This is a genomic window from Lutibacter profundi (assembly GCF_001543325.1).
In the GTDB taxonomy this organism is placed as follows: domain Bacteria; phylum Bacteroidota; class Bacteroidia; order Flavobacteriales; family Flavobacteriaceae; genus Lutibacter; species Lutibacter profundi.
Genome location: NZ_CP013355.1, coordinates 1,579,187 through 1,598,892, shown reverse-complemented (window position 1 = coordinate 1,598,892; position 19,706 = coordinate 1,579,187). Strand labels below are relative to the sequence as shown.

Sequence of the window (19,706 nt, the reverse complement as noted above, 5' to 3'; positions counted from 1 at the left end):
AAAGTAAAAATGGAAAAAATAGTAGATATAGGATTTGAAACTATTCATTTAGGTCACGGAAGTGGAGGTGAATTAACCAGGAATTTATTAGACAAAATAATTTTCAAAACATTTAGCAATCCGTTTTTAGATCAAAAACATGATGGATCTATTGTAGAATTTAATGAAAAAATTGCCATTTCAACAGATAGTTTTGTGATAACTCCAATTTTTTTTAAAGGAGGAGATATTGGTAGTTTAGCAGTACACGGAACTGTAAACGATGTTGCAATGTGTGGTGCAATACCAAAATATTTGTCGTTAGCTTTTATTATTGAAGAAGGATTAAAAGTGTCAGATTTCATAAAAATTGTTCAATCTATAAAAAAAGCAGCCGATGAAAGTGGTGTACTAATAATTACTGGAGATACTAAAGTAGTGGAAAGAGGGAAAGGCGATAAAATTTTTATAAATACAACGGGTTTTGGTGAAATGCATTCAAAAGCAAATATATCAATCCAAAATATATTAGAAAATGATGTAATTATTGTTAATAGTTTTATTGCTCAACACGGAATGGCAATTATGAGTGACAGAGAAGGGTTAGAATTTGAAACTACAATTAAAAGTGATTCTACCAATTTAAATTATTTGGTAAAAGATTTGTTAGATGAATTTGGCAATAACATTAAAATGTTTAGAGACCCAACACGTGGTGGGCTAGGAACAGTATTGCATGAAATTGCCAATGATATTTCTAAAGGTGTTTTTATAAAAGAAACTGATATTCCTATTGAAAAACAAGTTGCAGCCGCATGTGAAATGCTTGGTTTAGATCCGCTTTATGTAGCCAATGAAGGTGTTTTTTTAACAATAGTTAGTAAAGAAATTGCTTCTGAGGTTTTACAATTAATGAGAAACCATTCAAAAGGAAAAAATGCGGCTATTATTGGCTTCGTTACAAATAACCACCCTAAAAAAGTAGTTATGGAAAGTTCAATTGGAGGTAAACGAATTGTGAGTCCGTTAGTTGGAGAGCAATTACCTAGAATTTGTTAATTTACTAAAATCCAATAAACGCCAATAATTAAAGCAAATAAACCGCTTGCAAAACGTATTCCTTTAAAAAAGTTGATATTGTGGTTGTTTTTTGAGGCAAGAGAAATATGCCCAATAACAATTGCATAAGAAACCATAGCAAGTATGGTTCCAATTCCAAACCCAATAATGTATTCGGTAGACTCTAGTTTAGATGTAAACCCCAAAACGGGTAAAAACAATAAAAAATGAGCAATACCAGCTAACCCATGAACATAGCCAAAAGATAAGGAAGCCATTGTGTTTTGCTTTAAGTTTATATGCTGATGATTGTGTGATTTTTCTTCAGAATGTTGGTGGGGATGTTTGTGAATAATACCATTATTTTCAGTATGAATATGTGTGTGTGTGTGATTTTTTTCTTTTCTAAACAATTGAAAAAAGATCCAAATACTTAACCCAATTAACAGTACGCCAACAAATTTTTCACTGTGAGCTGAAATTTTTTCAACAGGAATAAATTCTTTAAAAAGTAAAAATAAAATACCAATAGATAACATTCCCAACAAATGCCCTATTCCCCAAAACAAACCTACTTTCCAAGCCTTTTTCTTGCTTTCAATTGCAAAAGGAGTTACAGCAGCCAAATGATCAGGGCCTGAAATAACATGAGCAACCGCAGCAATTATGCCTGCGAATAAGGGTAAGTTAAAGTCCATAAGAATCAAAAATTATGAGTATTAAAATTACAACTTTTAATTGAAAACAGGTTGAATACTATAAAGAATTATGATGTGATTTTACTAATTTAAATTTTTTAAAGTTGTAATTAATTTAGGTAAATCAATAGTGTTGTTTGCAGGAATATAGAGTTCTTCGCTATGTTTTAAAGTTCTATCCGTATAATAATAAACCAAGTAAATGCCATAAAAAGGATCTTCAATAATTTTTATCTTTTTTAAACCTGATAAAGGGAAATCCCAATTATGAAAATAACCATTTATATAAGCGTATTTTGCTCCAATTAATATTTTGCCATCACCTTTAGTATTTCTTATTTTGTAATAAAAAGGCATTCCATAGGCAAAAGAGGCTAAAAATAATATTAAGCCTATAAGTACTAAAAACATAAATAATTTTCCTTCATCAATAACTAAAATAAATATTCCAAAAACTACAATAGCAATTAATCCTATTGAAAAAAGGATGATTAGGTTTTTGCCAGATTCTTGTTTAAATAAATAATTAACGTAGCTCTTTTTTTGTTCCTTTGTTAAAGTCCATTCAGCCACTAAATTTTCGCCGTTTATTAAAGTTTGTAATTTTTTTTCTCTACTTTTAAACATATATCCAATAACTATTGATATTATAAAAAAGAAAATAGAAATCATTACAATTGCTGGGTGTATTGGTAATGCATCCAAATCCATAAAAGCTACAATAATAATTAATAAAAAGAAACCAGCAGCATACCAAGAACGTTTAACAATCTTACTTTCACTATTTTGAAGGGTAATTTTATTATTTATTTCTAAAAAAATATTTGATGAGGAGGTATTAGGGTTAAAAGAAGAGTTTTTGGGTTCTTCTAAATTTTCTTTTTGATTGTTATTTGTTTTTTTACCGCAACTGGGACAAAATTTAGTGTCTTCAGTTATAGCTTCACCACAATTTGTACAATATATAGTTTTCATAATTATTGAGTTTTATTTCCTTTAAATAATAACAGGAGTATGATAATAAATAATCCTAGAAGTGATAAGGTTGTTAAAAATGAAATGAAATTAACAAAAAGGTATTGAGATTGAGTTATGAAAATTGAGAATAGCAGTATGGCTTGTAATCCTATAAATATTTTAAGTAGCCAATTAAGAGGTTTTTCTTTTTGATGTCTAATAAAATAAATAACAAGTATAATTACAGAAAAGAATTTTACTCCCATAATATCGTCAGAACCTTCCCCAAATGAAAATAAAAGTATATTTAATAAAACATAAAATAGTATTAAGTTTTTAGCTGTTTTCTTCGTATTAATAGTATTGTTGTTATCAATTTGAATATCATCAGTTTTGATTTCTGAGTGTGTATATAAATTATCTTTTTGGGTTTTTGGAGAAACAGTCTCCTTTATTTTTGATTTCACATAGTTTGAAGTTTCATTTTTCAAGCTTTTTACCACTCCTTTTTCCATTTTCTTTTTGGACGGTTCACTGCTATTTTTGGGCGTTATTCCAATTTTAAATCCACAATTTGGACAAAATTTAGTTTTGTTATTAATTGATGCTCCACAGTTAGTACAAAAAGGCATAATTTATTTATTAAGATTAATTAAGTTTATTTCCACAATTTCCACAAAATTTAGCTCCTTTAATTACTGGAGCGCCACAGTTAGTACAAAAGTTCTTAGATTTTCTTTCATCATCATCATCATCATCATATTCTAGTTTAAGCATACAACTTTTTATTGTTTTATTTTGAATAAGTACTGGGTATTGGTAACCTTTAATACCTAAATAAGGACAATTATCAACACTATCTTGAAGTTCTAATGCATCATCATTTGGGAAAATCCATTTTAATTTTCCTTTTTCTATCCACGGGGTAATATCAAAATCATATTCATCTTCTTCATCAAAAGTACTGCCTAAAACAGCTATTCCTTCAATATCTTCAGCTATATACCCATCAGTGCCCCAAGTGTTTATTCTTTCTATTTCTATAGTTTTATCCTTTGAAAAATACACAACAACGTAGGCATTGTATATGTCAATTTTAATAGCAGATAAAACGGCTGTAATATTTTTGTTAGACAGTAATCTAGGAGAAACCCAAGGCACAGCAGGTCCGGGTTTTATAGGGAAAGGTGCATCTGGCAATTCTCCTTTAATATTAACACTGCCAGTTAATGCAAAAAAAGTTTTGCTTTCTTTCTCAAAAGTTCTTATTGGTTGATTGGCATCCCACCAAGGACCATTTAGTCCAAACGAGTCAATAGATAAAGTATAAATTTCCTTAGAAAATGGACAACGTGATAACTCTATTTTAGGTAAAATTAGGGTGTATTCATTTTCAACTGTTTGAAGTTCGTTTAGTGCTTTTTCATATTCGAGCATTAAATGATTTTGTAGCTTTTCGTCATCAGATGTTTTGTCTAAATCATTTGATAATTGTGCGACAATAATTCTTTGTTGAAATATTAAATTAATTAATTTATTTCTTTTTTCTATTGTGAAATTAGTAGTTTTCATACGTAATAATTACCCTTTATGTAATACACTTTTTATTTTTACCCCTTTGGAACTTCCAGGTTCAAATTCAACTAAAGCTTCTTTTTTATAGTCTTTAATATTTTTAGCTATTGATTTACTTCCTTCTACTTTAGTGTGGTCACCAATTATTTTATCATAAATATCTTTTGCTATTTTTCTATCACCAGAATCTTTAATGCTTTGCCAATCCCATTTCACATGTGCACCATGTTCCACATTACTTATATTTGATTTTAATAATTCTTTAACTACTTTTTCATATTGAGATTTAGTAAGTAATTCACCATGCGCTCCTCTAATATCAAATATATCTATATCACCCGTAAAAGGTTTTCCAGATAATTTATCATATACTACTCCTTTTTTTACATATAGTTTATCTGAATTTTGTATAAGATGTTCTGATTGATTTATCCATTCTCTACTTCTTTGTTTATAGCGTTTTACAATTTTTTCAACTTGTTTCTTAGACAAATTTTTCATTTTGGCTCTATTCAATTTAGGCTTAAAACTACCAACTTTACCTATATCGTCTTTTTTTGCACCTATGTAGGTATCTAATTTATTAATGGTTTTGTTTTTAACAAACATTTTTTTTGCAACGGCTTTACCAGATTTTAATAATTTTCGAGCAGCGGCATTTGTGGGTCTGGTAATTATTTTAACCTTTAACTTATTAGCTACACTTTGGATTGTTTTCAAACTACCACTTGTATAACCACTTACATCTGGCGGATTATAGACGTTTTCATAATCGTTTGTTCCTTTTTTTGTGAGTTCAGTTGAATCTCCTTGTTTTTCTTTAAAATTAGCTTCTTTGTCTTTTAATGTTTTTTGTTTCAGTTTCGCACTTTCTTGCATGACTTTCCCGTGCAAAAAACGTATAATAGCTTCATCGCGTAGTTGTTTTGCTGTATCTTTTGCAGCTTGTGGAATAGATCCAGAGCGGTGGTATTGCATAGAAAAAGTAACTACTGCATAAATAGCCCATACTTTTAGCTTATTACCTTTGTATACTTTTTCAATATTTCGAGTATTGATAACACTTCCTTTTGCTGCACCATACATCATTTGTTTTAGAGACTCAATTTCTTCATTCACAAAATCATCTATAGATTTTCCTTCAATAACTAATCTAACTCCCGTTAAAAAGGTTTCCTTAAAAGCACTTGCAGCAAAACCACCTGCAGCTCCTGTATAAGTTGATATAACTATTTGAAAAGCAATGTCTCCCATCCAAACTACCCATTCTAAAGTGTCAATAACAGCATCATACCAGTTGGCTAAAGCTAAATAACCATCTCTTTTATTAAGCATTAGGTCTCTAGCAGTTCTCCAAATCATTTTACGAAATGCCACCATACCTTCTATATCAAACTGAAACTTATGCTTTTCGAGCATATTTAGTAACTGGTGTTGTTTGTCAGAATTAGGTACGTATTCTAAAATAGTATATTTACACTCATCATACGCTTTTTGCCAATCTGGGAATGCTTCTCCAATACCGTAGTCCTGTATTTTTAATGTGATTATTTTTTCAAACTCTAAACTTTCATTATATTTTGCATCCAGTACTTTTATACGATAGTGTAAATTATAATAATCTCCAAAGCCTGGAAATTTGTTGGGCACTTCTAAAATATATCTGGCATGAGGAATTGTTGTAACATAATTATCAAAATTCAGTTTGGGTTTCAATACACTGTTAATATTTTTTAATTTTAAGTCTTTATCTATTAGTTCAAAATCTAAATTTTGAAGTCCTAGTTTATCAACTACAATATCATTGGTTGCTTCATCATAAACATAGAGTCCAAATTCAAGTTCATGTACATATTCACCTTTAGCTGTAAATTTTATAGTGTTGTTTTTTGTTGCTCCACTTTCTACAAATAAACCTTCTTTTGATACGATTACTTTAAGATGGCGTTCTAGCGGTTTTTCTTCTTTTTGCCAAGTTTTTATAACTAGCTTTTTAATTAGGTATTTCTCATTTTCAGAAGGGAATAAAATTGGGCCAGTAACTGTAATTTGTATTTTGGTATTGGATAATTGTGCTAACTCAATTTTAGAGAGAGGTTTATCTGGTTTGTTATCATTGGTTAGGTACAATGCTTCAAACTTCCAAGGGGTACTGCCATCACAATCTTCAATAAAAGCGTTAAATGTTATTTCAGTTAGCTCGTTTGAAACAGGTAAAGAAATGGTATCTATATTTGTGTCAATTTTACAATCTAAGAGTTGTATTTCTAAATCATTTTGTAAAATTTCTTCACCTTGTTCTACTTTATCCATGATGACAGATAAAATAACCGATTTTGGTGGATGCGATACAGCAGCAATAGCATTTGGATCTGATGCTCCCATATTTATAGCAATCCATTCACCATCTATTACTGGGTCAGACAAATCAATCCAATCACTTTGTGGTTTGAATTTTATATTTTTAGTTTCTTTTGGAAGGAGTTTTCCATTTTCATCAACAACTTTCGCATAACAAGAAATAGCCTGTTTGGTATTAGGTCGTAAAATACGAGTGTTATTTGGTGTTGTTTTTACTAAAATTTGTTTTTCACCACCTATACTTATGGAAACTATTTTTTGAAAGGAATTTCCTCCGGTAGTGGCAGTAACCATAATATTAAATTTATTATTGGCAGGTTTGTCTTTTAATGTTAATTGACTGTCAAGTGTTCCAATATTGCTATAAGGCATTATTTTTAAAGCCTTTTCCGGATTATTTACCCTTATGGATGCATTTACCACAAATTTACTTTTTTCAGTAATTTTCCACACTTTAACCACTAAGTTTTGGGTTTCATTTGGTTTTAAGTTAAAACTATTGTGGTTTAGTTGTAAAATGTAATCGGTAGCTTCTTTTTCTTTTTTGAGTTTCTTTTCTTCTTTAGACTTTTTCTTTTTTTTCTTCTATTTCGTATTCCTAATAATGCCCCTGCAGTTATGGCACCGATAATGACTGTCCAAGTGTTGCTGTTATCATCGGAAGAATTCTTGTCATTTTGTGTGTTATTGTTTAAAGTGGGTTGTTTATTGTTATTACTTAAAGGTAAAAACTGTAACTCTCTTACATGTTGAAATAAAATTTTTTCTAGCTTATCATAGGAACAAGTTGATTTACCTGTTTTTTTTATAATTGCAGCTACTTCAACTCCTTTAGTATTATCACCATCTATATCAATATAAAACCAATATTTATAATCAGTCTCATTTTCCTTTCGTTTACTATAAATTGTATAATAATTTATTCCTTTTAGAACATAATCATCTACATAATCATTTTCAATATTTGTTTGGTTATTTGCAGTTACTATGATGCCTCCATATAGAGTATAATCAATAAACAAAATGTTGACTTTAGCATCATTATATTTATTCTCATTAGGTTGTCTACCACAAAGATAAATTGTACTATAATCAATATATGTCGTTTTTGATTTATAAAACTCCCAATTTTCTTTTAATGGTCCTTTGTGAGTTATTTCAAATTCTTGTCCATAAACACCATTAAGCACAAAAAATAAAAGGAGAGAAAAAAATCGCATAACAATCTAATAAAATAGTATCAACTTGTGATTCCGTTAATAATTCAGAATTGTTTTAAAATTTTTAATAAGTAGCTGAGTAAATTTACAACTTGTTTAAATAAATTCCAAAAATTTATGATAATTGTTATGTTTTGTGTAAATAAGTGCTATTATTTTTAAATAAATTTCTAAAAATATGCATATTAGACAAATAAAAAATTAAATAAATAGATTTAGTAAAAAGAAGTTTATAATTACAAATAAAAGAAAAACTAAAAAACTCTTGAAAATCAAATGATTAACAAGAGTTTTTAGTACTGAAGACGGGTTCCGATAGCTATCGGAATGAACCCGTTTAGGAGTATTTTATTTTTAATTTTTGAATAAGTTCTGGATACTTTTTTAAATTTTCTATGAAGATTTTACTTTTCATTCTTTTGATATGATTTTCAATTTTTCTACTTTGTAGATATTCTAAATTTTCAATAACTAAAAAGACCTTCCAATCTGATGCTCTGGCTGTAAAACTATTAGTGTATATGTGTGTACGGTGTTCCCTTAAACGAGAAGTCAAATTTTTACAACTGCCAGTATAATAATGGTTTGTAGAAGCTGAATGTAAAATATAAACGTAAGCCATGGTGTTTTGTTAAGCCAAAAAAACTCTTGAAAATCAGATGATTAACAAGAGTTTTAGTACTGAAGACGGGTTCCGATAGCTATCGGAATGAACCCGTTTAGGAGTATTTTATTTTCAATTTTTGAATAAGTTCTGGATACTTTTTTAAATTTTCTATGAAGATTTTACTTTTCATTCTTTTGTTGTGATTTTCAATTTTTCTACTTTGTAGATATTCTAAATTTTCAATAACTAAAAAGACCTTCCAATCTGATGCTCTGGCTGTAAAACTATTAGTGTATATGTGTGTACGGTGTTCCCTTAAACGAGAAGTCAAATTTTTACAACTGCCAGTATAATAATGGTTTGTAGAAGCTGAATGTAAAATATAAACGTAAGCCATGGTGTTTTGTTAAGCTAAAAAACTCTTGTTAATCAGATGATTAACAAGAGTTTTAGTACTGAAGACGGGACTTGAACCCGTACGGGCCTTACAGCCCACTGGATTTTAAGTCCAGCGTGTCTACCAATTCCACCACTTCAGCATTGGTATATGTAAAAATAGAGCGAAAGACGGGATTTGAACCCGCGACCCCCACCTTGGCAAGGTGATGCTCTACCCCTGAGCTACTTTCGCAGTCATATTTTAAAGAACATACATTTAATCTCTCAAACGCGAGGGCAAATTTAATACAAATCTGTTAAATGCAAAGACTTTTTTCAAATTTATTTAAAATATTTACTCAATCAACTTACTATAAGGTTGTAATTCTCTAATAATAAAATATATTTGCACAGTTTATAAGTTAATTTAATGAAGGTAGTGTCAAATTTTGTTCATCAAAAAGTGAATTTTTCCATGGTATTTAACGATTTCAAGCAACTTACAAAAGTTGGTTTGTCATTAAGTGTTGTGTTTTCGTCATTAGCAGGCTACTTGTTGGCTGTTGAAAAAATTCAAATTTCAACTCTTATTTTATTAGCAATTGGAGGGTATTTAATGGTTGGAGCTTCAAATGCATTTAATCAAATTATTGAAAAAGATACCGATGCTTTAATGAAACGTACCAAAAACCGTCCATTGCCAACTGGTAGAATGCATGTTTCAATGGCTATGGTAATTGCTGTTTCATTCACTATTTTAGGAATATCAATTTTATATAGTATAAATCCTAAAAGTGCATTGTTTGGTGCTATTTCAATATTTTTATACACAAGTGTTTATACACCACTAAAATCAATAACACCATTAGCAGTTTTTATAGGGGCAATTCCTGGCGCCATACCTTTTATGTTAGGTTGGGTAGCAGCTACAAATAGTTTTTCTATTGAACCTGGAATGTTATTTTTAATTCAATTTTTTTGGCAATTTCCTCATTTTTGGGCAATAGCTTGGTTGCAATACGATGAATATAAAAAAGCAGGATTTAACTTAATGCCAATGGGACAAAAAAACAAGAAAGCAGTAGTCCAAATTATTATTTATACATTTTGTTTAATAATTGTTTCTGTAATTCCAGTTTTGAAATTAACAGGAAGTTTTTATATTTACCCAATTACAGCTGTAATTTTATTACTTTTAGGAAGTACAATGCTATTTTATGCTATAAAATTATATAAAAAGTTAACAAATAAAGTAGCAAGGCAACTAATGTTATCAAGTGTTTTATATATTACATTGATACAAATAATATATGTTGTAGATAAATTTTTACATTAAAATGAAAGAAACTTTAGATCAAGAATTAAAACAAGCCAGAAGAAAATCAGCCAAACCAATGCTTTGGATTTCAATGATTAGTATGACTATGATGTTTGCAGGCTTAACAAGCGCGTACGTAGTTAGCCGTAAAAGAAGTGATTGGGTATCATTTGATTTGCCTAATGCCTTTTACATAAGTACTATTATAATTGTATTAAGTAGTATTACTTTTTTATTAGCAAAAAATTTTATTAGAAAAGATAATCGACAACTAACAACACTTTTTTTAGTATTAACATTACTGTTAGGTATTGGATTTGTGTTTTTTCAGTTTGAAGGATTTAAAGAACTATTTGATTCTGGATTGTTTTTTGCCGGTGAATACAGTACCGTGAAATCGTCATTTATTTATGGTATAACCCTAGCGCATTTAGCGCATATAATAGCTGGAATTATTGTGCTAGTAATTGTAATTTATAATCATTTAATAAAAAAATATTCTTCAAAAAACTTCTTAGGCCTTGAATTAGGAGCTATTTTCTGGCATTTTGTGGATATACTGTGGATTTACCTATTTTTCTTTTTCTATTTTATTAGATAATAAAAAATATGTATTTTTGGCAAAACTATAACTAAAAATCAAAATAAAACTTTTATGGAAGCAACTATTGCTAGTGATTCTAATGGGAATAATTGGAGCGGAGGAAATAAAAAACCATTAGATGCAAGCTATGGTAAAATGATGATGTGGTTTTTCATTTTATCTGATGCACTTACATTCTCAGGCTTTTTGGCCGCTTATGGCTTAATGCGTTTTAAATTTATAGACTCTTGGCCAATTGCCGATGAAGTTTTTACTCACTTTCCTTTTTTACATGGTGTTAATGCCCCTATGTTTTATGTAGCATTAATGACTTTTGTCTTAATCTTTTCATCTGTAACCATGGTGTTAGCAGTTGATGCAGGTCATCAAATGAAAAAAGGTAAAGTAACATTTTATATGCTACTTACCATTATTGGTGGTGTCATATTTTTAGGTTCACAAGCTTGGGAATGGAAACAATTCATTCAAGGATCTTATGGAGCTATGCAATTAAAAGATGGAAAAATTATTCAGTTTGTTAATGCTTCTGGGCATCAGGTTACTTTAGAAAGTTTTTCTAAACCTTTGAATTCCGAAAGAGTACAACATACTAAAAGCAATGGAATATGGTATGTAAAGGAAGCTTCTTTACCTCCTTTTACTATAAATGAAGTTATTGAGGGATTTAAAGAACATCCAGAAATAACAATTAGAACTGAACAGATAAACCCAGAAACAAAACAAAAAATAATAATTCCACGTAAAGATGCAATGGCCTATTTAGCTGAAGGTAAGGCTATTGTTAAAGGTGCAAACTTAGAGGTTAATGAATATGGTAAAACATTGTTTGCCGACTTCTTTTTCTTTATTACAGGATTTCACGGATTTCACGTTTTTTCAGGAATTTTAATTAACATAATTATATTTTTTAATGTAATTGTAGGAACTTATGAGCGAAGAGGAAGTTATGAAATGGTTGAGAAAGTAGGGTTATATTGGCACTTTGTAGATTTAGTTTGGGTATTTGTATTCACATTCTTCTACTTAGTTTAATTCACAAAAAAATATTAAAATGGAACACGCACAAGAACATACATCGCACACAAAATTAATTTGGAAAGTATTTGCAATACTTTCTGTAATAACAATGGTTGAAGTTGTTTTAGGTATTATAAAACCAGCATCACTTCATTTAACGCATTTTTTAGGAACAAGTATATTAAATATTATATTCTTAATTTTAACATTAGTAAAAGCATATTATATCACATGGTTTTTTATGCATATGGCTGATGAAAAAAAGAGTTTAAGGAGAGCAGTAGTCTGGACCGCATTATTTTTAATAGCCTATTTAGCAACATTAATATTAATAGAAGGTAGTTATATTAATGATGTTTTAGGGCCATTAACAAAATGGAATTACTAAAAAATTAAAAAATAGAAGGAGGAGAGGCTGTCTGAAAAGCAATTATACTTGTCATTTTGAACAAAGTGAAAAATCTCAACATCTTGATATATAGGTGTTTAATTTCAAGGAGATTCTTCATTTACATTCAGAATGACACTTTTTATACAGCCTCTTTTACTTTTTTATAAAAAAATGAAGAAATTTTTAGTCCTTTTTAGTCTGTTTTTGTTACCGTTGGTTTTTTATATTTTTTTGTCACAAGGAATTTATAAATATTCAAATTTACCAATACTAACTGAAAACGTTTTGGATATTAAAGAAATATCAACAGAGAAAGATGTTTCGTTTTCTAATAAAATTTCAATTGTATGCTTTTTAGGCAGTGATATTAAAACAGCAAAAGCAAGCTTGTTTAATTTAAATCAAATTGTTTACAAAAGATATTATCCAAAACCTTTTTTTCAAGCGGTAGCTATTCTGCCAAAAGCAACAGAAAGTGAGTATTTAAATGTAATTAATGAATTGTCAGTATTTACAGATTTGAGTAAATGGCATTTTATATACGCTGATACAACGAATATGCAATTACTTTTTAATAGTTTAAAGACACCCTATAAATTAAATAAAAACGGGTATTCAGAATATGCGTATATTATTGATAAGGAACTGCGTTTACGAGGAAGAAAAGATGACGAGGATACGGTAGGTGGAGAACTATTTGGTTACAATATGAGATCTGTTTCCACATTAAAAAATAAACTAAAAGATGATATTGATATTATTTATTACCAATTAAAAAAAACTGCAGAAAAGGAACAACGAAGAAAAAGAGAAAAATCACAATAAAGAATGAAAAAATATTCATACATAGGTATTGCTTTTATAATTTTAATTTTTGGTATTTATGCCATTCCTAAAATTGTAGCTAAATTAAAACCACCTCAATTAATTACAATTGCAAAAGTACCCCCATTTAAATTTACAAATCAAGATGGAAAATTAATTACAAATTCATTTTATAAAGACAAAGTATATGTTGTAGAGTTTTTCTTTACAACCTGCCCCACAATTTGTCCTAAAATGAATGAAAATATGGTGAAAATTCAAAATGAATTTTATGGAAATAACGAATTTGGAATTGCGTCTTTTAGTATTAATCCAACACATGACACACCTCAAATTTTAAAAGAATATGCAAAATCTCACGGCGCAACATTAAAAAATTGGAATTTTTTGACAGGAGATCAAGATAAAATTTATGAATTGGCTAATACTGGGTTTACACTTTTTGCAGGAGAAAATAGTGATGCTGAAGGAGGTTTTGAACATTCTGGAATGTTTGCTTTAGTTGATAAACAGGGTAATATTCGTTCGAGATTAGATGAATTTGGAAACCCAATAGCATTTTATGATGGTTTAGATCCTAAAGGGGTTCAAATGATTAAAGAAGATATTGCAATACTTTTAAATGAATAATGGAAACAACTATTAAAAAATATAACAAACGAATAATTCTTTTATCAATTCTAATTCCTTTGGTAGTTGCTGTTTTATTTGGTGTTAAAATTAATGTTTCTTTACCCGTTTTTTTACCCCCAATTTATGCGAGTATTAATGCATTTACAGCAGTATTGTTAATTGTAGCATTTTGGGCTATTAAAAATAAAAAAGTTGAATTACACAAAAAGTTAATGAAGAGTGCAATTGTGTTTTCTATATTATTTTTAGTTCTCTACGTTGTTTATCATATGACTTCTAATTCAACGAAGTTTGGTGGTGAAGGAAGTTTAAAAACCATATATTTCATCATTTTAATTTCGCATATAATATTGTCAATTGTAGTGATTCCGTTTGTGTTAATTACTTTTGTAAGAGCCATTACAAACAACATTAGACTTCATAAACAAATAGCCAAAATTACATTCCCTTTATGGTTGTATGTAACTATTAGTGGAGTAATTGTTTACCTAATGATAGCACCCTATTATTAAAATGAAAAAGTTACTTGTTATCATATTTATAATTTTTACGAGTTCTGTTGATGCGCAATGTGCCATGTGTAAGGCAGTTGTAGAAAGTGGCAATGCTTCTGAAGCTGAAGGGCTAAATACAGGCATACTTTATTTAATGATTTTTCCATACCTTTTAGTTGGTGCACTATTTTACTTTATTCTTAAAAGAAAAAGAAAGAATAAAATTTAACATTTCTATAAGAGACTAAGAGTGTAACAAATAATAAATTTAGTCGTCTTATAACAAAATCAACATCATAAATAAAACTCACTTCATAAAATGAGAACAAAAATTGTTACTGCCTTAGCATTTGTATTTTTTATAACTATGAATGCACAAGATAAAAAATGGACTCTACAAGAATGTGTTAATTATGCTTTAGAAAATAATATTTCGGTTAAAAGAAGTGAATTAGCTATTGAATTAAAAAATGAAGAAATTGTAAATAGGAAATCAGGTTTTTATCCTACAGTTTCAGCAACTACATCTCAAAGGTTAACTTTTGGTTCAGCACAGGACAGAGTAACTTTTAGAAGGGTTAACGCCACAAGTCACTCAACAAGTGTTGGTATTAATGCAGGGATAACAATTTTTAATGGTTTTAGAATTATAAATCAGGTTGAACAATCAAGAATAGGATTAGAAGCCAGCAAATATGATTTAGAAAAATTAAAAGATGATATTTCCTTAACAGTTGTTAATTCGTACTTAAATGTTTTATTTAACAAAGAAAATCTTAAAATTGCGAAGTCTCAAATAGAAGTTAGTCAAAAACAAGTAAGTCAAGTTTTAAGACTTGTTGATGCAGGTGTTCAACCTAAATCAAACTTATTAGAAGTAGAAGCAAATTTGGCAAATGATGAACAACAAGTTGTTACAGCTCAAAATTCGTTAGATTTAGCATTATTAGATTTAGCACAAACGCTACAGCTTGATTATGTGGGGTTTGATATTGAAGATATGGTTGTTAATACACCTTCTGAATTATTAATGTATGATGAAGCATTACCAATTTATAAAATTGCCCTTGAAAATAGAAGTGAGATAAAAAGTGCTAAATTAAATGTTTTAAGTGCTTCAAAAGGAATAGATATTGCGAAATCTGGGTTTTTGCCGACTTTATCTTTCAATTATAATTTTGGTTCAGCAGCTTCATTTTTAGATTTGGCATCAATTTCAAACAAAGCATTTTTCTATCAATTAGATAACAATAAAAATAATAGCTTTTCACTTTCATTAAACATCCCTATTTTTTCAGGATTTAGGGTTAAATCAAATGTGAATTCAGCTAAAATAAATCATGAAATAAGTCAATTTAATTTAGAAGATACAAAACTTCAATTGAGGAAAATTATTGAAAGAGCATTTATGGATGCAAAGGCAGCTTTAAAAACATACGTTGCTGCAGAGAAAAATGTAGCATCACAAGAACTGTCATTTAAAAACTCACAAGAGAGTTACAATTTAGGAGTTATGACTTCTTTTGATTTTGAGCAAGTTAAAAATAGATTTTTAAATGCACAATCATCATTAATTAATGCTAAATATGATTTTGTGTTTAGAACAAAAGTTTTAGATTTTTACGTAGGCAAATCTTTAATTGATTAATTAAAACTTTAAATAAATATTAAAAGAGGCTGTCTGAAAAGCAATTATACTTGTCATTTTGAACAAAGTGAAAAATCTCAACATCTTGATATATAAGTGTTTAATTTCAAGGAGATTCTTCATTTACTTTCAGAATGACACTTTTTAGACAGCCTCTTTTGTTTTATACCTGTTGATTTAAGTATATTTGCCAATCAAAAAGAAAAACATTGGCATATATATTAAACATAGAAACAGCAACTAAAAATTGTTCAGTAAGTATTGCAAACAACGGAGAAACTATTGCTTTAAAAGAATTAAATAGTGGAGAATATTCACATGCTGAGAAATTGCATGAATTTATTGAAGAGGTAATTAGTAAAAGTGAAATAGAATTGTATGACTTAAAAGCTGTAGCAGTTAGCAAAGGGCCTGGATCATACACGGGCTTAAGAATTGGGGTTTCAGCAGCTAAAGGGTTGTGTTTTGCCTTAGATATTCCGTTAATATCGGTTGATACTTTAAAAACATTGGCATTATCAGTTTCAATTACTGAAGGTTGCATTGTTCCTTTATTAGATGCAAGACGAATGGAAGTTTACAGTAGTGTTTTTGATTCGGAAAATAAAAAAATAAGAGAAGTAAAGGCTGAAATAATTACTGAAGATTCATTTCATAATTTTTTAACAAAACAAAAAGTGTATTTAGTGGGTGATGGTGTTGAAAAATGTAAAGAAGTTATAAATCATAAAAATATAACTTTTATTGATGGTAAATTACCTTCAGCAAATGAAATGTCAATGCTTTCTTTTAAAAAGTATAAAAATAATGATATTGAGGATGTTGCGTATTTTGAACCTTTTTATTTAAAAGATTTTATTGCTTTAAAGTCAAAAAAATAAATTAATTTTTACTTGATGTGGATATGGTATTCTAATCCCTACTTTTTTTAGGGTGTATTTAATAACACTTTCAATAATATCAAAAAACACACTTCAATTGCTTTTGGCGAAGCTGAAGGTTTTACCACAACATTTAATACTAGTTTTTAGTGTTCTTAATAATTTATTATTTATATAGTAAGATTAAGGTTATTCCAATTAAAGCAGGAATAGATTGCACAAAAAACAATTTTATTTTTTGTGTAGTATAAGCTCCATACATGCCTGCAATAGTTACACAAATAAGGAAGAAAAGAGCTATTTCTTTAAAATTATTGTCACTTATAATAGCCCAAATAAGTCCAGCAGCCAAAAAACCATTGTATAGCCCTTGGTTTTTAGCTAGTGTTTTAGTTTTTTTTGCATCTTCTAATTTTAACCCAAAAGTTTTTAACCCTATAGGTTTGTCCCAAAAAAACATTTCAAGTATCATAAAATAAAGATGTTCAAATGCAACCAATGCAACAAAGAAAATTTGTAAATATTTCATAATCTTAAAACTTAATTTTTAATTGATTTAAAGCTTCTTTAGTGTTGTTAACAGGGAGTTGGCACGCTCCATCAACACAAATATAAATAAGTGTTTCATTTTCGTTGTATCTACCTTCCATTAATGGGAGGTTACTTTTTTTTGTGCTACCAGCAATTAATTTATTCGGAATGTACTTCTGGTTTAGTTCAACTATTTTATCAAATGCATTTTTACCAGAGATGGCAACTTCATAATAATTTCCAACATAATTTGCCAGTAATTGTAACCAATTTGAATATCCAGATCCATATTGTTGAGTATTCTCCTTAACGTTTTCTAGCATTTGTTTACTCACTTTTAAATAGTAATTGTTTGAGTAGTAATGACTTAGTTTGAATAGATTTTTCGCCATAATAGAGTTTGAAGCAGGGATTACATTATCCTCAATTTCCATTTTGCGAGTAATTAAATTAGTATCTTCATCTGAAGTAAAATAAAACATAGACTTTTCTACATCATAAAAATGATCAAATGTATAATCGGTTAATTGTTTGGCCGTGTTTAACCACAATTCATTAAAAGTAATTTCATATAATGCAATATAAGCATCAATTACAGTGGCATAATCTTCTAAATAGCCGTTGATGGTACTTTTACCATTTTTATAATTGTGATTTAAACTTCCGTTTTCTTGTAATTGTTTGGTGTAAATAAATGTAGCATTTTTAACTGCAATCTCTAAAAAATGTTTTTCATTAAAAACAGTGTAGGCATCTATATAGCCCTTTAACATAAGAGCATTCCATGAAGTTAGTGTTTTATCGTCTAATCTAGGTTTTTCTCTTTTTCCTCTTTCTTTTAAAAGTAATTTTTGCCACGTTGTAACTTTATCTTTTAATTTAGAAATTGAAATAGAGTGTTTTTTTGCAATCTCAGCATTACTACTTTTTCTTATAAGTACATAATTATTGTTTTCCCAAAAACCATAATTGTTGATGTTGTAATAGTCTGAAAATAATTTAAAATCATCACCTAAAATAGTTTTTAAATGTTCCTTTTTCCAAACATAGTAAGCGCCTTCTTCTAACTCGTTTTTTGCATTGTTACTGTCTGCATCTAAAGAAGAATAAAAAGCACCTTCATTACTTGTAAGCTCTCTTTCAATAAAATTAAGCGTATGATAAACTGTGCTTTCGTACAATTCATTTTTTGTTGCTTGGAAAGCTTTTGAGTATAAGCTGACTAGCTGACCATTATCATATAACATTTTTTCAAAGTGAGGTATATGCCATTTTTCATCTGTTGAGTATCTAGCAAATCCTCCGCCAACCTGGTCGTTAATACCTCCATACGCCATATTGGTTAGCGTTGTATTAACATAGTTTAATATTTTATTATTTTCTGCTTGAACGGCATATCGCAATAAAAATTCATAATTGTTAGGCATTGGAAATTTTATGGCTCCTTTTCTTCCTCCTAAATCAAAATCCATAGTTTCTTCCCACGTTTTTACTGCTAAATTTAAATTTGAAACCGTATTTTCTGTATGCGTTTTTTTTAAGAAAACTAATTCTGATTTTTTAATGCCTTCTGTTAGTTGTTCTGCATATTCTATTGCTTTTTCAGGAGTATTTTTAAACAAGTCGGCTAGTTGATTTAGTGCATTTATCCAATTCTCTTTAGGAAAATAGGTACCTCCCCAAATAGGTCTTCCATCGGGCAGAGCAATACAATTTAAAGGCCAACCGCCTCTGCCAGTCATTAATTGTACGGCATTCATATAAACTTGATCTATATCTGGACGCTCTTCTCTATCTACTTTAATACTTATAAAATTTTCATTCATAACCTTAGCAACTTCTTCATTTTCAAAGCTTTCATGCTCCATAACATGGCACCAGTGACAAGAGGAATACCCTATTGAAATAATAATAAGTTTATTTTCTTTTTTAGCAAGTTCAAGAGTTTCATTATTCCAAGCATACCAATTAACAGGATTATGAGCATGTTGAAGTAGGTAAGGGCTAGTTTCATGGATTAAATTGTTGGTATACTTATATTGTTCAGGCATTTTTTTTTCGATTTGACTTTTGCAACTAATAAAAGAAGCTAATATTATAATAAATAATAAACGATGCATTACTAGTTTTTTAGATGAGGTATAAATATAAAATAGAAAGAGGCTGTCTAAAAAGTGTCATTCTGAATGTAAATGAAGAATCTCCTTGAAATTAAACACTTATATATCAATATGTTGAGATTTTTCACTTTGTTCAAAATGACAAGTATAATTGCTTTTCAGACAGCCTCTTAAAATAGATTTAATTAAAATTATTTCACTTCAAAAGTAATTTTTACATTTACTCTGAATGCTTCAACGTTGCCACCGTTAACAACAACGCTTTGTGATTGTACAAATGCAGATTTAATATGATTGATACTTTTTCCAGCATGTGATACTGCTTTTCTAGTAGCATCTTCCCAACTTTTGTCAGAACTTGCCATTACCTCAATTACTTTCATTACTGACATAATACATGATTTTTGTTA

General features: G+C 29.0%; 22 protein-coding genes and 2 tRNA genes. 11 read left to right on the top strand and 13 right to left on the bottom strand.

The features are described from left to right. Window positions 1-9: 9 nt before the first annotated feature. Window positions 10-1,038, top strand: coding sequence for a hydrogenase expression/formation protein HypE (hypE, locus tag Lupro_RS07130; protein WP_068207940.1), 1,029 nt, complete (start codon window positions 10-12; stop codon window positions 1,036-1,038). Here the strand turns inward: hypE and Lupro_RS07125 are convergent. The 10 genes from Lupro_RS07125 to Lupro_RS07080 all read right to left on the bottom strand — a co-directional run bounded on the left by Lupro_RS07125 (window position 1,035) and on the right by Lupro_RS07080 (window position 9,087). Beyond that, the gene (locus Lupro_RS07125) at window positions 1,035-1,736 is read right to left on the bottom strand and encodes an urease accessory protein UreH domain-containing protein (protein ID WP_068207934.1); all 702 of its coding nucleotides are present in this window, start codon (window positions 1,734-1,736) and stop codon (window positions 1,035-1,037) included. The two genes, hypE and Lupro_RS07125, sit on opposite strands and share 4 nt — an antisense overlap. Window positions 1,737-1,820: 84 nt before the next feature. Then, on the bottom strand, window positions 1,821-2,711 hold the full coding sequence (locus Lupro_RS07120; RefSeq protein ID WP_068207930.1) for a zinc ribbon domain-containing protein: 891 nt from the start codon (window positions 2,709-2,711) through the stop codon (window positions 1,821-1,823). A gap of 2 nt (window positions 2,712-2,713) precedes the next feature. After that, on the bottom strand, window positions 2,714-3,325 hold the full coding sequence (locus Lupro_RS07115) for a zinc ribbon domain-containing protein (RefSeq protein ID WP_068207927.1): 612 nt from the start codon (window positions 3,323-3,325) through the stop codon (window positions 2,714-2,716). A 16-nt stretch (window positions 3,326-3,341) separates the two neighbouring features. Continuing rightward, window positions 3,342-4,265: a zinc ribbon domain-containing protein gene (locus Lupro_RS07110; protein ID WP_068207922.1), complete on the bottom strand. Its 924-nt coding sequence runs from the start codon at window positions 4,263-4,265 to the stop codon at window positions 3,342-3,344. Between the two features lie 9 nt (window positions 4,266-4,274). After that, window positions 4,275-7,082: a hypothetical protein gene (locus Lupro_RS07105; RefSeq protein ID WP_144439118.1), complete on the bottom strand. Its 2,808-nt coding sequence runs from the start codon at window positions 7,080-7,082 to the stop codon at window positions 4,275-4,277. A gap of 53 nt (window positions 7,083-7,135) precedes the next feature. Beyond that, window positions 7,136-7,849, bottom strand: a complete 714-nt coding sequence (locus Lupro_RS07100; protein ID WP_068207917.1) for an LPXTG cell wall anchor domain-containing protein — start codon at window positions 7,847-7,849, stop codon at window positions 7,136-7,138. Between the two features lie 337 nt (window positions 7,850-8,186). Further along, window positions 8,187-8,471: a GIY-YIG nuclease family protein gene (locus Lupro_RS13940; RefSeq protein ID WP_068207914.1), complete on the bottom strand. Its 285-nt coding sequence runs from the start codon at window positions 8,469-8,471 to the stop codon at window positions 8,187-8,189. A gap of 97 nt (window positions 8,472-8,568) precedes the next feature. Beyond that, entirely contained in the window at window positions 8,569-8,853 is a 285-nt protein-coding gene (locus Lupro_RS13935; RefSeq protein WP_068207911.1) for a GIY-YIG nuclease family protein, read from the bottom strand. Window positions 8,854-8,909: 56 nt separating this feature from the next. Then, window positions 8,910-8,995, bottom strand: a tRNA-Leu gene (locus Lupro_RS07085). Window positions 8,996-9,015: 20 nt separating this feature from the next. Continuing rightward, a tRNA-Gly gene (locus Lupro_RS07080) sits at window positions 9,016-9,087 on the bottom strand. A gap of 222 nt (window positions 9,088-9,309) precedes the next feature. Here Lupro_RS07080 and cyoE point away from each other — a divergent pair. From cyoE to tsaB, 10 genes are all read left to right on the top strand, one after another. After that, window positions 9,310-10,170, top strand: coding sequence for a heme o synthase (cyoE, locus tag Lupro_RS07075; RefSeq protein ID WP_099092414.1), 861 nt, complete (start codon window positions 9,310-9,312; stop codon window positions 10,168-10,170). A 1-nt stretch (window position 10,171) separates the two neighbouring features. After that, window positions 10,172-10,753: a cytochrome c oxidase subunit 3 gene (locus Lupro_RS07070; RefSeq protein ID WP_068207897.1), complete on the top strand. Its 582-nt coding sequence runs from the start codon at window positions 10,172-10,174 to the stop codon at window positions 10,751-10,753. A 54-nt stretch (window positions 10,754-10,807) separates the two neighbouring features. Beyond that, on the top strand, window positions 10,808-11,788 hold the full coding sequence (locus Lupro_RS07065) for a cytochrome c oxidase subunit 3 (protein WP_068207894.1): 981 nt from the start codon (window positions 10,808-10,810) through the stop codon (window positions 11,786-11,788). A gap of 19 nt (window positions 11,789-11,807) precedes the next feature. Further along, on the top strand, window positions 11,808-12,161 hold the full coding sequence (locus Lupro_RS07060) for a cytochrome C oxidase subunit IV family protein (RefSeq protein WP_068207891.1): 354 nt from the start codon (window positions 11,808-11,810) through the stop codon (window positions 12,159-12,161). Window positions 12,162-12,335: 174 nt separating this feature from the next. After that, entirely contained in the window at window positions 12,336-12,989 is a 654-nt protein-coding gene (locus tag Lupro_RS07055) for a hypothetical protein (RefSeq protein ID WP_144439117.1), read from the top strand. Between the two features lie 3 nt (window positions 12,990-12,992). Then, window positions 12,993-13,619, top strand: coding sequence for an SCO family protein (locus Lupro_RS07050; RefSeq protein WP_068207886.1), 627 nt, complete (start codon window positions 12,993-12,995; stop codon window positions 13,617-13,619). After that, window positions 13,619-14,134, top strand: coding sequence for a DUF420 domain-containing protein (locus Lupro_RS07045; RefSeq protein WP_068207883.1), 516 nt, complete (start codon window positions 13,619-13,621; stop codon window positions 14,132-14,134). Before Lupro_RS07050 ends, Lupro_RS07045 begins: the two co-directional genes overlap by 1 nt. A 1-nt stretch (window position 14,135) precedes the next feature. Further along, window positions 14,136-14,345 carry a hypothetical protein gene (locus tag Lupro_RS07040; RefSeq protein ID WP_068207881.1) on the top strand — a complete coding sequence of 70 codons (210 nt, stop codon included), beginning with the start codon at window positions 14,136-14,138 and terminating at the stop codon, window positions 14,343-14,345. A 90-nt stretch (window positions 14,346-14,435) separates the two neighbouring features. Next, window positions 14,436-15,764 (top strand): TolC family protein, encoded by a 1,329-nt coding sequence (locus Lupro_RS07035; protein ID WP_068207878.1) that lies wholly within the window; start codon window positions 14,436-14,438, stop codon window positions 15,762-15,764. A 209-nt stretch (window positions 15,765-15,973) separates the two neighbouring features. After that, window positions 15,974-16,645, top strand: a complete 672-nt coding sequence (tsaB, locus tag Lupro_RS07030) for a tRNA (adenosine(37)-N6)-threonylcarbamoyltransferase complex dimerization subunit type 1 TsaB (RefSeq protein ID WP_068207876.1) — start codon at window positions 15,974-15,976, stop codon at window positions 16,643-16,645. Window positions 16,646-16,811: 166 nt separating this feature from the next. On the opposite strand, the gene Lupro_RS07025 is transcribed toward tsaB, so the two are convergent. The 3 genes from Lupro_RS07025 to Lupro_RS07015 form a co-directional block, all read right to left on the bottom strand. Continuing rightward, complete coding sequence (locus Lupro_RS07025; RefSeq protein WP_068207873.1) at window positions 16,812-17,174, bottom strand: DUF1304 domain-containing protein; 363 nt, start codon at window positions 17,172-17,174, stop codon at window positions 16,812-16,814. 4 nt (window positions 17,175-17,178) lie between these two features. Further along, complete coding sequence (locus Lupro_RS07020; protein ID WP_068207871.1) at window positions 17,179-19,227, bottom strand: thioredoxin domain-containing protein; 2,049 nt, start codon at window positions 19,225-19,227, stop codon at window positions 17,179-17,181. A gap of 260 nt (window positions 19,228-19,487) precedes the next feature. Next, on the bottom strand, window positions 19,488-19,688 hold the full coding sequence (locus tag Lupro_RS07015; RefSeq protein ID WP_068207870.1) for a dodecin family protein: 201 nt from the start codon (window positions 19,686-19,688) through the stop codon (window positions 19,488-19,490). Window positions 19,689-19,706 lie beyond the last annotated feature (18 nt).